The following is a 13,856-nucleotide window of genomic DNA, read 5'->3' on the forward strand; positions in this document are numbered from 1 at the left end:
ATTATTCTTCAGTCACCTGTACCTTCAGCGTAGCTTTGACCTCAGGATGAAGCTTAACGATCATTTGCGTCACGCCGAGCGTACGAATCGGTTCTTCCAGCTCGATTTTGCGTTTATCCAGCTTGATTCCGGTCTTGGCAACAGCTTCTGCGATTTGCTTGCTAGTAATCGCGCCGAACAGTCTTCCGCCTTCTCCAGCTTTCGCTTTGAGCTGAATCGTTGTCTCTTCCAGCTTTTTGCCAAGTACTTCGGCCTCTTTTTTCTCTTCTTGCTTGCGCTTTTCCTCAGCAGCGTTTTGGTTCTCCAGCGTCTTCATATTTCCTTCTGTGGCCGGACGTGCAATACCACGCGGCAGCAGGAAATTCGCTGCATAACCGTCCGATACTTCTTTTACTTGCCCTTTCTTGCCTTGGCCCTTCATATCTTTAATGAATATTACTTTCATTCAAATAACCCCTCTTCCCCATCAATTTCGGCCAGTACGTCGACCACTCTGCGGCTCGCTTCCTCCAGCGAGCAATCCAGCTGGACCGCCGCATTCGTCAGATGTCCGCCGCCGCCTAGCCGTTCCATGACGACCTGTACATTCATGCGCCCGAGTGAACGGGCGCTGATCCCCACCAGGCCGTCAGGACGTTCACTGACCACAAAGGAGGCCAGTACATCCGTCATATTCATTAATGAATCTGCAACTTGGGCAATCAGAAGCTGCGGTATTTTCTGTCCAGGCTCGGTCACCGCAAGCGCAATATGCCCGTATATCATTTTAGCATGCTTGATAATTTCCGCCTTAGCAATATATTCATCCAGGTCCTCTTTTAACATGCGCTGGATAAGAACTGTATCTGCCCCGCTGCGCCGCAAAAAGCCGGCTGCCTCAAACGTCCGTGAGCCTGTATGCAGGGAAAAATGCTTGGTATCCACCGTAATCCCGGCCAGCAGCGATGTCGCCTCCAGCGGCGTCAGCTGGACCTTTTCATGGATATATTGCAGCAGCTCGGTCACCAGCTCACAGGCGGACGATGCATATGGCTCCAAATAGATCAGGACCGCATCGTTAATGAACTCCTCGCCCCGACGGTGGTGGTCTACAACGACCACCCGGCTCGCCGTCTGCACAAGCCGCGGCTCAATCGTCATCGATGCCTTGTGCGTATCCACCACGACCAGCAGGCTGTGCTCGGTCATGATCTGGAGCGCCTGCTCCGGCGTCAGCAGCGCCTGCGACAGGTTCTCGTCCTTATGGACCTGCTCCATCATCCGGTCAATAGACGGATTGGATCTATCCAGCACGATATGCGCTTCTACATTGTACAGCGCTGCAGCCTTCCACACGCCGATGGCCGCCCCCAATGCATCCATATCCGGTATTTTGTGTCCCATGATCAGCACGCGGTCGCTCTCCTGAATCAGATCGCGCAGCGCGTGGGCAATGACTCGAGCCCGCACCCTTGTACGCTTCTCGACAGCATTGGACTTGCCCCCGTAAAAGGACAGGCGCTGTCCGGCCTTTACGGCCGCCTGATCGCCCCCGCGCCCGAGCGCCATATCCAGACTGGATTGGGCCAGCTCACCCAGTTCCTTAATGCTCTCTGCACCGAAGGATAAGCCAATGCTCAATGTCATGGGCACTTTCAAATTCGCCGTCATTTCCCGCACCGTATCCAGAATGACGAATCGGCTTTGCTCCAGCTCCTGGAGCGCTTTATGATTCAGCATAATGAGATAGCGCTCGGATGACAATCGGCGCAAATAAAGATTGTAATGATTCGCCCAGGAGGTGATCTCGCTCGTCACCTTCGCGATAAGCGCAGTACGCTGCTGGTCATCCATGCCCTGAGCAGCTTCATCCATATTGTCGAGCATGACAATACCGAGCGCCAGCCGCTCGTTCTCATACTGCTTGCGCAGCACCGCCAGCTCCGTTACTTCATACAGGTATATCAGACGCTCATCCAGCACGATCAGAAACTGATAGTAGCGCTCGTCATGCTGCAGCTCTACCTTCAGCTCGCGAGTCAGCTCTTTTGTTTCCTTTTTGGCGCTTAAAGCTCCTGCCAGCTGAGGAAACAGGTCCTGCAGAGGCTCGCCTATCAGAGACTGGTCCTCGAACATTTCTCCGGCAAACCGATTGTGCCATTCCACCGTTCGATTTTCACTATATAAAATGATACCGAACGGCAGGGTGCTGATGGCCTCCCCTTCTACCCGCTTGATCCGAAAAGAAAGGCCGCTGATATAGTGGTTCAGTTCCCGGCGAAACTCCAGTTCCGTCTTCAGCATCAGCCCGCCAAGCAAGAATGACAGCAGCAGCCCTATCACACCCAGTTCCCAATTGTACATGGAAATACATATGACAAGCACCAGCAGCAGTAAAAACGCCCACACCGTCTGGTAGCCGTGCCAGCGTTTTTGTAGAAATTTAGGCATGACTGTTCACCTTATTTCTTTGATCTTGTAATAGCTTCACGCAGCGGAAAGGCCAAATCAATAATACCTATAATGTAGAGCGGTTGGACAATCAGGACGACGAGCGACAGCAGCAGTGCAATCACTGAACTCATTTGACGGCTATGCGTCCAGAAGTAAACAAAACCAATCGTCTGAATGGTAAAACATGCATGAATCAGCGGCAGCATGCTGATGGAAACCATTTGAATCCAGCTGCCATCGGAGGAATTTGCTATCCATTCAATCACAATAGCCAGCAGATAATACCAGATCAGCGCGCGCGGCAGCCTCCACTCTCGGGCAGGCTTCATTTTGTGTACCGGCATATCAAGGCTGCTTAAGGCCGGACGTACCAATGCGTGTGTAAGCACTGCCAGTAAGAAGGAGGTTACGATCAGCACATATGGAACCTTACCAATAAGCATTGTACCAAGCTTCTGGGTATCCTCTGCGGTCCAAAGGGCACCGGAGAACATCGGATTGGCACTAAAAATCTGCTGTACAATATTTGCTGTCATTGCAGCCTGATCACGAAGGTACTGCGAAAGATCGAACCCAAATGAATACGTAGCGACGAGCAGTACTACCAGCAGCTCGGCTAGAATAACGCCCATTCCGGTCATTAAGGCCTGAAAAGCAGGTCCTCCTTTTTTATATATCCATCCCATCAATACGGAAGGGATCAGAAAGTAAATCGCAAGGAGCAACGAATACACATCCAAAAACGCTATAATCAGCAGCACCGGTATGACGTGTATCAGAAATCCTTTGAAATGCAGCGATGAAAACAATACAGCGCCAGGCACAATCAGGAAAAATACAGTAATCATTTTCAGCGGTGTTAATAAAGTCAGCAGCAGAAGCAAATATATTACGCTCCATGCTACAGTTGCCAAGCGGAATTTCAACATTTTCACCTCTTACGCATATGTTCTTCCAGTGCAGAAATATCCTGATACCAATCCTCCAGTTGGTGTCCTTCTTTTCTGTGTCTTCTTAGCTTGTCGATGAGCAGATCATCCAATTCACGGTAAGACACACCAAGACGTCTCCCTAAAATATAACTGCTCATCATTAAGCTCGCCAGACAATCACCAATACGGGCTGTACTGCCTTCCCACATCGCTTTGAACAGACGGGAAACTTGGTCTAAAACCTCTGTTTTGAGCCATTCAATCACTTTGGCCCTTTTCACAACGTCCATATCTTTAGGCATATGATGAAGAGTCACACCCCTCTGAAAAAGCTTTATTCTCCATTATAGCATATCCTATTTTGAAAATAACCCCATAGGGCAAATCGTTATTTTCAAAGCAGTTCTGCTGTTTCAAATTCTACTCCTGCAGATCATTGTATTCGAAGTATGCCGCTGCGAGCCAGCGCAGCTATGCGCTAATTCTAAGATGAAGTATTAAATGATTCTTTGGACACAAATTTTTCACAATACTCAATAATCTGGCTGCGGCGGACGATACCAATAAAGCGTTCCATATCATCAACAACGGGCACAAAGTTCTGCATTTTAGCCAAATTAATTAAATCCTCCATATTCGCATCAATAGACACCGGCTTTATCTTAACCCGCAGGGGAACATCCTTGAGCATGAACTTAGAAGCGTTTTCAAAGGTAATCTTCCCCTCGGAATCTTTCATATGCCACAGCAGATCACCTTCTGTAACCGTACCAATATATCTGCCTTCCTTATCTAAAATGGGAACGGCCGTAAATCGGTGATATTCCATTCGTTCCAACGTTTGCCGTAAAGTAGCATCCGCCGTTACACAAGCGACCTCTTGTTTGGGAAGCAAGAAAAAAGCAATATTCATGAGAACGAATCCTCCCTCAAACTCAAATGTAAATCCATGAATTAGTTACTGAATGTCCTGCTTGTCAGGAAGTCTTAGCGTCTGCGGGGTTGTACGGGAATCCAGCCAATTCGCAATGATGAGTCTGGCATATTCCAGTTCCTGTTCATCAGCACGGTCATAATACACACTCCGGAATTTTGGAAATCCCGCCCAGATTCAACAGCTTATCCGCCATAGCGTTCAGAAAAATCTGCTGCCGCTTGGTACGATTAAAGTCGCTATCTTCCCGATATCTAACATAATACATGGCTTCTTCACCATTATAAAGCGGCTTGCCCGCCTCAATGCGAAACTGAATATGCATCGGGTTTTTATTCTCAATCGGCTTGTCGATCGGAAGCGCAACCCCACCTACTGCATTCACGGCATCCTGTATCCCCTAGCAGCACCGAGAACGGCTCCTTATGGTTAACCGTCGTTTCTTGCTGTTCCTGCTTTCCAGACTGGCGCGGCTGATAGGACTTCTCCAGCTTTTTTTTCCAGCGTCGGAGATACAAACAAGTCAAAAGCCACAAGCGTCAACGGTTTGCGGAACAGATAGCCTCCCGCAGCAATCAGCAACAAGACAATACATGAAATATATAGGGCGGTAAACTGTTTTTTCTTTAGAGACTTCCCGCTAACCCTCCTTCTATGTCTTCTCTCCATAATAAGTTCCTTCCTTCTTTCCTTCATAAATCGCATCTCTTCTTTAAACCGAATGAATCCCTTATAAAGAGAAAACCATCTCCCCCAAAGCATAAAAGGTCTGCTGCCTTGTTGTCAAAAGTGCCATCGCGCAGACGCCCTCAAAACTCATGCCAAAAAAGGCTTCGCCCTTAGGGGCAAAGCCTCATTTGATATCCATCCAGTTCCTATGTAGCTTTCAGTTTCACTCCTCGTTTAATACAGCGACAGCTTCACCAAATTTTGCAGCCGGACCGGGAAAGATGTAAACAGCGAAAAACCATAATCGAACAACTTCCGCGTCTGCTTGAATCGCTCTTCCTTGCTGGCCGCACCGAGGACCACAGCAATTAACCGTCTGCCATGCTGCTCAGCGGTACCCGTGAAGCAATATCCGGCATCGCTTGTATAGCCTGCTTTCAGGCCATCTGTTCCCGCATAAGAGTAGGGTCCGTCCAGGGAGGGCAGCATCCAGTTCGTATTACTAATGTAAAGCCCTTTATCCTTCAACTCCATTTGCGTACGGCTGGACGTTTTTAAAATCTCCGGATGTGACGCAATCAGGTAAGAAGCCAGCTTTGCCGTATCACTTGCGGTCATTTTCGTTTCTCCACGAATATCCTCGGGATGATTTGGTCCCAATTCATCCTGCCCTGCCCCTGATGCATTGCTGAAGCGGCTGTCGGGAGACAGTCCAATTTGGGCAGCTTTCTCATTCATACGCTTCACAAAAGTCGCCTCACTGCCTGCTGAACGCTCTGCCAGTGCCACCGCGGCGTCATTCGCTGAATATACAACCATACTTTGGAACAGCTCGGATACCGTCATCCTTTCGCCATACCGCAGGGACAGATTTATACCCCCTACCGTACTCGCGTAACGGCTAATTCGCACCTCATCATTCCAGCCCAGCTTTCCAGTCCGGATATCTTCCAGCACCAACAGCTCGGTCATGAGCTTAGACATATTTGCGGAAGGCATGGGCGTGTCGCCATTTACATCCATCAGCAATTCACCAGTATGCATGTCCATCAGGACAGCGGCCTCTGCATCCACCTCCGGCTTCCCAACCAACAGGCGAGGTCCAAGTGTAATAAAAATTATTATGATAAGTACCGGGATAACTATAGCCCAGCGTAACCAGTTTTTTTTCATCATCGTCATAACCCCCATACTTATTAGACGATGAAAAATCTATTTTGTCTGCAATTTTTCGAAAAAAAGATACAATTTTTTCACCTTTTTTTATTCACAGCAAAATATCCGCCTCATCTGCTTTCAGGATAGCGGATATTTTGCTTTATATCCTATTTTATTGTTGCATTATACAAAATGGCAGGCTACAAAATGCTGGTCACCCGCATCCCGATATATCGGTGCCTCTGTTTTACAGCGCGCTTCCGCCATAGGGCAGCGTGTATGGAACTTGCAGCCGGACGGCGGATTGGCCGGAGAAGGAATGTCCCCTTTGAGCACAATCCGCTGTCTCTTGACCGTCGGATCGGGAATCGGGACCGCCGATAGCAGCGCCTTCGTGTACGGATGAAGTGGATTGCGGAACAGCTCTTCCTTGGAAGTCAGTTCTACCATCGAGCCCAAATACATCACACCAATGCGGCTGCACAGATGCTCAACCACACTCAGATCATGCGAGATGAACAGATACGTTAACTGACGTTCCTGCTGCAAATCACTTAACAAGTTAATGATCTGGGCCTGAATCGACACATCCAGCGCAGATACAGGTTCGTCCGCTACGATAAAATCAGGATTTAAGATCAAGGCCCGGGCAATCCCGATCCGCTGACGCTGACCGCCAGAGAACTCATGCGGATACCGATCATAGTGATACGAGGACAGGCCGCAAATGGTCAGCGTTTCGTTAACCTTCTTACGCAATTCGGCGCGATCAATCAGCCCGTGATCCAGCAGCGCCTCCCCGATAGCTTCGCCGACCTTAATTCTCGGGTTCAAGGAGCTAAAAGGGTCCTGAAACACGATTTGCAGCTTTGGACGAAGTGCCCGGATTTGCTCTTTGCTTAACGCGTACAGGTCCTCTCCTCTGTAGCGCACCGAGCCATCCGTCTTATCCATCAGTCTGAGAATCGTCCGCCCAATCGTACTTTTCCCACAGCCCGATTCCCCAACCAGCCCGAAGGACTCACCCTTATAAATATCAAATGATACATCGTCGACCGCCTTTACATGTCCGACCGTACGCTGAAAAACTCCGCCTGTGATCGGAAAATACTTTTTCAGCCCTTCCACCTGCATTAAAGGCTCGCTCATATCCGTTGCCCCCCTTCTTTCTCATATAGCCAGCAGGCAACCTTATGACCATTCTCCTTTTCGTTAAAGGGAGGAGCCTGATCCTTGCAAATTTGCATACAATGCGCACATCGGTCATGAAAATGACAATTTTCCCCAAGCTCAATGGGGTTGGGAACCTGGCCCGGGATGGAATACAGCCGCTCCATTTTCTGATTAATGACAGGCTTGGCTTTTAAAAGTCCTTGGGTATACGGATGCTGCGGATTTTTGAACAGCTCAATGACAGGAGCCTCTTCAATAACGTTGCCTGCGTACATAATTACTACATAATCCGCCATCTCTGCCACAACACCCAAATCATGTGTGATAAGCATAATGGAGGTTTTAAGCTTATCCTTCAAATCCCGCATCAATTCCAGAATTTGCGCCTGGATCGTAACATCCAGTGCCGTTGTCGGCTCATCCGCAATCAGCAGCTTCGGATTACAGCTTAAGGCGATGGCAATCATGATCCGCTGGCGCATACCGCCACTCATCTCATGGGGATAGGAATGAAATATTTCCTCCGGCCGCGAAATGCCTACCAAACTAATCAGTTCAATGGCTCGCGCACGTGCTTCCTTTTTACTCATTAATGTATGCATCAGCAGCGGTTCCGTAATCTGTTCTCCAATCGTAAGCACCGGATTCAAAGAAGACATCGGCTCCTGAAAAATAATCGAAATGTCATTGCCGCGAATTCGTTGCATTTGACCTTTACCCAGCGTCAAGAGATTTTTGCCCTCAAACCAGATTTCACCGTCAGAGGTGTGAGGAGAATCAATCAGCCGCATCATGGTCATCGCTGTTACGCTTTTACCGCAGCCCGATTCCCCTACCACACAGAGCGTTTCACCCTCACGAATTTTAAAGCTGACGTCATTGACCGCTTTGACAGTTCCGTTAGAGGTATGAAAGTGGGTCTTCAGGTTGCGAAATTCGATCAAAGCATTTTCCATAAACGTTCGTCTCCTACTTCTTCATTTTGGGGTCCAGTGCATCGCGCAAACCGTCACCGATCAGGTTAATGGCTACAACTGTAATCAGAATACACATTCCCGGCGGAATCCATATCCAAGGCCGTTTGCGGAAGTCGATCAGATTATTCGCAGCCGAAATCATATTCCCCCACGAAGGAGTGGGCGGCACCACACCAATTCCCAGATAACTGAGCGCAGATTCAGTAATAATGGAGCCAGCCACCCCGAGCGTAGCCGTAACAATAATGATAGGAATGGTATTCGGAAGCAGATGACGGAATATTTTGCTGCGATCTCTCAAGCCCAGCGCCTCTGTTGCCTGCATGAACTCCTGTTCACGCAGTGACAGAATTTGCCCTCTGACCAGACGGGACAAGCTCGTCCAGCTCAAAGCCCCAATAATGAGCATCAGGAAATAAATCCGGTTCGACGGATCAACCTTCAAATCGGATAATACCGCACCTAAAATGATAAGCAGCGGCAGTGTAGGCAGTGCCATAAAAATATCGGCAATCCGCATAATAATCGTATCTACGCTTTTACGGTAAAACCCGGCCAGCGCCCCTAACGTCGCACCGATGGCGACCGAAATAAACGTAGCGACCAGTCCCACCGTCAAAGAAATACGCCCAGCCAGCATCGTCCGTAGTAAAATGTCTCTGCCAAACTTATCGGTACCGAGCCAATACTGGGCATTAGGCGATAAATTTTTGTCAGATAGCTTGTAATCATCTAAATGATAAGGTGAAATCATCGGTCCTAATACACAGATAATCACCATCAAAATTAATATAACGAGTCCGGCCAAGGCCAGACGGTTTCGGTTAAAACGGTGAATGGCCATTCTCCATGGGGACGCTTCAGGACAGATCGCCGCCTTTGATTTCGTTTCAATTATGACTGTTTTTGCGGACAATAGTATCCCTCCTATTTCAAGCGAATTCTTGGATCAGCCATGCCATACAAGACATCCGAAAGCAGATTTCCAAGGAGCGTAAGAACAGCCAGGAAAATAGTGAAGCCCAACATAAACGGATAGTCCCGCATGCTGATTGACTCCAGATAAACCTGCCCCACACCCGGCCACACGAATACCTTCTCCAGAATCATCGCCCCTCCAAACAAGGCCGGGAGTTCGAAGCCAAGCAGTGTGATTGCCGGAATCAATGCGTTGCGCAGAGCGTGCTTGAAAATAACCGTCCGTTCCTTCAAGCCTTTGGCACGTGCAGTACGAATGTAGTCCTGACGGATAACCTCCAGCATGCCTGTACGGAAATACCGTGTTAGACTGCCTGTACTTAACATCGTAAGTACGAGTGTCGGCAGAAACATATGCTTGAGGATATCCACTACATAAGCCCACGAGCCTGGCTCCATCCCTGCTGTGGTCATCCCTCCAACCGGAAGAATCCCCCATTCGAGTGCAAATATTTTGATAACCAGAAGACCTATAAAGAATGAAGGCAGCGACATACATAAGAAAATGAATAATGTAACAAACTTATCGAACAGTGAATATTGAAACTTGGCTGAAAACACCCCGGCAAAAACAGCAATCAGCCAGCTAAAAATAAGACTAAAAAAAGCAATGATAAATGAGTTCCATACATAATTGCCAATGACCCTCGTTACGGGCTGCTTATGCTGTAATGAATCTCCCATATTTCCTTTTAGCATATTGCCGGCCCATATAAAGTAGCGTTGGTACTCTGGCTTATCCAGCCCGTAAATATGCCGTAGCTGCTGCGCCTTTTCGGCGGTCATATTCGGGTTCTGCTTGGCTGTAATATAATCACCCGGCACCATGGCTGAAATCGCAAATACAATAATGGATATGCCAATAAGTGTGGGGATGAGCTGCAGCAGTCGGCGAATAATGTACTGCTTCATAATCATTCCTCCAGAACGAATAAAGTGATCATGCCCAGCCCGTGAGAGCTGAGCATATGATTGGCAACCCTTATTGAGCGATCTGAGCGTTATGCAAAGTGAATTCAAAATCCTTGTATGGCGAGATATCAAAGCCGGTCAAACGTCCATTAATCGGCCACATATCTCTGCGTTGGTACATAAAGATAACCGGCAAATCCTTGTTCATTTCCTGATAAAGCTGTTTGTAGATCTCCTTGCGCTTCTCTTGGTTCAATTCATGCTTGCCGGCAAACGACAACTCGTCGACCTTTTTGTTCGAGTAGCCGATATCATTTTGTGCACCATTCGTAATATAAACCGTTGTATCCGGATCAGGTGTCAAGCCCCAAGCAGCAAAGAACATATCGAACTTGCCTGTATCCTTTTTATCCATTATTGCGTTAAAATCCAATGTTTCAGATGTCAGCTTAATGCCCAGCTCCTTGTAGTTGTTCGTCATAATCGGCAGCAATGCTTCTACAACGGGATTATCTGCGGTCGCAGAGAAATTAATCGTCAGCTTCTCTTCATCTTTCTCACGAATCCCATCCGCGCCAGCCTTCCATCCTGCCTCATCCAGTAAAGCCTTCGCTTTACCCATATCAAATTCATACTTATTGATGCCTTCATTCGTGTAAGACCAGGATTCTGTAGACTGAGGAATGTTAATCACATTCGCATATGGGCCATATACGCCCTGCACGATCTCCTTGCGGTTCAAGCCAATAGTTAGAGCCTGACGTACTTTAGGGTCCTGAAATTTCTTTTCTTTGTGGTTAAACGCGATATATCCATATCCGTTCGTCGGCATAATATGCACATTCAGGAAGCCCAGAGCCTTCAATTCCTCTACGTTATCTTCAGTAACCGTAACGTTGTCCATATCGGTTTCACCCGTTTGCAACATGGACAGGTTAGTCTCTTCCGTGGTTGTTTTGAAAATAACCGATTTCACCTTCGGTGCACCCTTGAAGTAGTTCGGATTGGCTTCAAATACCACTTGCTGGCCCGGAGAAAAGCTCTTGAGCACGTATTGCCCGGAGCCGATTGGCTTGTTATTAAGCGCCTTGATACTGTCCAGATTGCCCTTTCTGTAGCCTTTTCCGTAATAAGCCTCTGGCATGAAATATAACTCACCCAAAAAATCCTTAGTATAGGCTGTTGCTTCTGTAACTGTTATTTCTACCGTGTTATCATCAATGACTTTGATACCGGAGATATCATTTGTTTTACCATCGTGATATTCCTTACCACCTTTAATCTTAAAAGACAGAACATCCGTTTCACCGTCGTAATTCGGATCATGCAGCACCTTGAGAACAAAGGCATAATCCTTCACCGTTACCGGCGTGCCGTCGCTATACTTCACACCTGGCTTCAAATGAAACGTATATTTTAGTCCATCCGGCGATACATCCACTTTGTCAGCCAGGCTATTTTCATATGTACCATCTGCTTTCACCTGTATAAAGGAATCAAATACCGTTCTGACTACATACAGATCGTAAGTCGTTTGCCAGAAAAGCGGATTAAATACCCCTTTGGGTGATGTCATACCTACCACAATATTATCTTTTCGATTGGTTGCTCCTGATGGATTTTGCGACAGATCTTGCGCTTTAATGACACCATCCGTGACTTGTACCTTCTCTTCATTACCTTCTGTTTTATTTTTCGCACTACCCGGCTCTTGCTGTGCCTCATTAGCACCTCCGCTGCATCCGGCAAACAGAACACCAACAATCGTAAGCACCATAAGCAAAGAAACCCATTTCTTCGTCTTTACCATCCTGTTAATCCCCCTTAGTCGCTTCTTTATTTAACATCTTTTCTCCATTCCCGCGGTAATTTATTAAAGCCTAAGGCTTAAAAATGAAGTGTCCACATCCTCTAACTGTTACCATGAATAGAGTAAATACGAGTTTTAGACCTTTGGTCAATTTTATGGACTGATAACCATTACATTTTTATTAAGGTTTATCTTAAGTGTAAAATAACATCACGTCAATATCTTTTTTATGTAACCTAAAAACGAAAACCGTCTATTTTTGCAAATTCCATAAATTATAATGATGAAAAATTGACTGTGAGTTTAAATTATATGTAATATAATTTAACATGAAAAATCTAGGAATGTTTACTCTGGGGAGTTAAGAAGCGTATGATTAAGAATTTGATTATACAATCATGATTATGACTAATGGTTAAACATGGATTGTATTATTAGTAAGTTACAATAGATGGCACTTGTTGTCAATATAAAAAGACACAAAAAAAGACATTCCCGGTTCCGGGAATGTCCTTTCTCTTCCTGCTACTATTCAGTAGTGTAAGGAAGCAATGCGATTTGACGGGAACGTTTAATCGCGATTGTCAACATACGTTGATATTTCGCGCTTGTTCCAGTTACACGACGAGGAAGGATTTTTCCACGCTCGCTGATGAATTTTTTAAGCAAATCAGTATCTTTATAGTCAATGTGAGTAATTTTGTTCACAGTGAAGAAACATACTTTACGACGTTTGTTGCGACCACCACGACGAGCTGGTCTTTTGTTATCGTCGCCGCCTTCTCTTTGTCTGAAGCCCATTCTTTGTCAGTCCTTTCCTAATTAAAATGGTAGATCATCATCTGAAATATCGATCGGTTTTCCGTCATCGGAAAAAGGATCCTGATTGTTTCGCGAGTTATTAGACCCACGTCCATTATTGCTGCTACCGCCTCCGAAAGGAGACTCCTCACGCATACCTCCACCGCTATTGCCGCCACCATTGCCGCTATCGCGGCTAGATTCCAAGAAACGAACATTATCAGCCACAATTTCAGTTACGTACACACGTTTACCTTCATTGTTCTCATAGTTGCGTACTTGGATACGGCCTTCAACAGCCGTCAAACGACCTTTGCGAAGATAGTTAGCGCACGTTTCAGCAAGCTGACGCCAGGTTACGATCGGTAAAAAATCCGCTTCCCGTTCGCCGCCTTGACTTGTAAACGGACGGTCTACAGCCAGGGTAAACTGGGTTACCGCTACACCAGACGGTGTATAACGCAGTTCCGGATCTTTGGTCAAACGACCGATCAGAATGACACGGTTCAACAATCCAATCCCCTCCTTTGAGCGTTGTTCATTACATAATCACGTACAATAATTAAGCTACGTCGTTCGTAATGAGATAACGAATTACTTCGTCAGAAATTTTCATGATACGCTCAAGCTCAGTAACAACAGCAGGTTCTGCTGTAAAGTTTACCAAAACGAAAGAACCATCACGGAATTTCTTGATCTCATACGCAAGACGGCGTTTAGTAACATCGTGATTCGTAATTTCGCCACCGCCGTTAGAGATGATACCTTGGAATTTTTCGACTGTCGCTTGAACAGCTTCCTGGTCAATGTCAGGACGAATAATGTACATTACTTCGTATTTACGCATTCTTTACACCTCCTTATGGACATAAGGCCCTCAATCCAGTTGAGAGCAAGGAACGAGCCTAAACTCGCACTAAATAAGTCTACCAAATTGAGCGACTGGATGCAACCCGCAATTTTATTTTCACAACAATATTACAGTATCAATCTGCCTTTCGAGATAAACCACCATTACCGTTTGTCCGCCTAGGAAACACTGTTATATCTGAATAGGTTTCCTTATTTGGCGTGGCTTT

14 protein-coding genes and 1 pseudogene are annotated in these 13,856 nt (G+C 46.7%); all 15 read right to left on the reverse strand.

The features are described from left to right. Nucleotide 1: 1 nt before the first annotated feature. Complete coding sequence (rplI, locus tag JO375_RS02500) at nt 2-445, reverse strand: 50S ribosomal protein L9 (protein WP_229522989.1); 444 nt, start codon at nt 443-445, stop codon at nt 2-4. Further along, nucleotides 442-2,430: a DHH family phosphoesterase gene (locus tag JO375_RS02505; protein ID WP_229522990.1), complete on the reverse strand. Its 1,989-nt coding sequence runs from the start codon at nt 2,428-2,430 to the stop codon at nt 442-444. Before JO375_RS02505 ends, rplI begins: the two co-directional genes overlap by 4 nt. Before the next feature lie 11 nt (nt 2,431-2,441). After that, nucleotides 2,442-3,362, reverse strand: coding sequence for a DUF2232 domain-containing protein (locus JO375_RS02510; protein WP_322098688.1), 921 nt, complete (start codon nt 3,360-3,362; stop codon nt 2,442-2,444). A 2-nt stretch (nt 3,363-3,364) separates the two neighbouring features. Then, a complete protein-coding gene (locus JO375_RS02515; protein ID WP_229523030.1) occupies nt 3,365-3,667 on the reverse strand; it encodes a MazG-like family protein in 303 nt (100 codons plus the stop codon). Nucleotides 3,668-3,849: 182 nt separating this feature from the next. Further along, the gene (locus JO375_RS02520) at nt 3,850-4,278 is read right to left on the reverse strand and encodes a CBS domain-containing protein (RefSeq protein ID WP_229522991.1); all 429 of its coding nucleotides are present in this window, start codon (nt 4,276-4,278) and stop codon (nt 3,850-3,852) included. A 45-nt stretch (nt 4,279-4,323) separates the two neighbouring features. Continuing rightward, nucleotides 4,324-4,968 (reverse strand): annotated as a pseudogene (locus JO375_RS24690) (LCP family glycopolymer transferase). Nucleotides 4,969-5,202: 234 nt separating this feature from the next. After that, complete coding sequence (locus JO375_RS02535; protein ID WP_229522994.1) at nt 5,203-6,144, reverse strand: D-alanyl-D-alanine carboxypeptidase family protein; 942 nt, start codon at nt 6,142-6,144, stop codon at nt 5,203-5,205. Nucleotides 6,145-6,309: 165 nt separating this feature from the next. Next, nucleotides 6,310-7,275 (reverse strand): ABC transporter ATP-binding protein, encoded by a 966-nt coding sequence (locus JO375_RS02540; protein WP_229522995.1) that lies wholly within the window; start codon nt 7,273-7,275, stop codon nt 6,310-6,312. Beyond that, the gene (locus tag JO375_RS02545) at nt 7,272-8,255 is read right to left on the reverse strand and encodes an ABC transporter ATP-binding protein (RefSeq protein WP_229522996.1); all 984 of its coding nucleotides are present in this window, start codon (nt 8,253-8,255) and stop codon (nt 7,272-7,274) included. The genes JO375_RS02540 and JO375_RS02545 overlap by 4 nt, the downstream gene beginning before the upstream one ends. A 13-nt stretch (nt 8,256-8,268) precedes the next feature. Next, complete coding sequence (gene opp4C, locus JO375_RS02550; RefSeq protein WP_229522997.1) at nt 8,269-9,192, reverse strand: oligopeptide ABC transporter permease; 924 nt, start codon at nt 9,190-9,192, stop codon at nt 8,269-8,271. 11 nt (nt 9,193-9,203) lie between these two features. Continuing rightward, a complete protein-coding gene (locus JO375_RS02555; RefSeq protein WP_229522998.1) occupies nt 9,204-10,166 on the reverse strand; it encodes an ABC transporter permease in 963 nt (320 codons plus the stop codon). A gap of 70 nt (nt 10,167-10,236) precedes the next feature. Beyond that, a complete protein-coding gene (locus JO375_RS02560) occupies nt 10,237-11,976 on the reverse strand; it encodes an ABC transporter substrate-binding protein (protein ID WP_229522999.1) in 1,740 nt (579 codons plus the stop codon). A gap of 528 nt (nt 11,977-12,504) precedes the next feature. Beyond that, nucleotides 12,505-12,777: a 30S ribosomal protein S18 gene (gene rpsR / locus JO375_RS02565; RefSeq protein ID WP_007433228.1), complete on the reverse strand. Its 273-nt coding sequence runs from the start codon at nt 12,775-12,777 to the stop codon at nt 12,505-12,507. Nucleotides 12,778-12,798: 21 nt separating this feature from the next. After that, nucleotides 12,799-13,290 carry a single-stranded DNA-binding protein gene (gene ssb / locus JO375_RS02570; RefSeq protein WP_229523000.1) on the reverse strand — a complete coding sequence of 164 codons (492 nt, stop codon included), beginning with the start codon at nt 13,288-13,290 and terminating at the stop codon, nt 12,799-12,801. A 49-nt stretch (nt 13,291-13,339) separates the two neighbouring features. After that, nucleotides 13,340-13,624 (reverse strand): 30S ribosomal protein S6, encoded by a 285-nt coding sequence (gene rpsF / locus JO375_RS02575; protein WP_229523001.1) that lies wholly within the window; start codon nt 13,622-13,624, stop codon nt 13,340-13,342. Nucleotides 13,625-13,856: the final 232 nt, after the last annotated feature.

Source organism: Paenibacillus farraposensis (assembly GCF_020736845.1).
Classification (GTDB): Bacteria; Bacillota; Bacilli; order Paenibacillales; family Paenibacillaceae; genus Paenibacillus; species Paenibacillus farraposensis.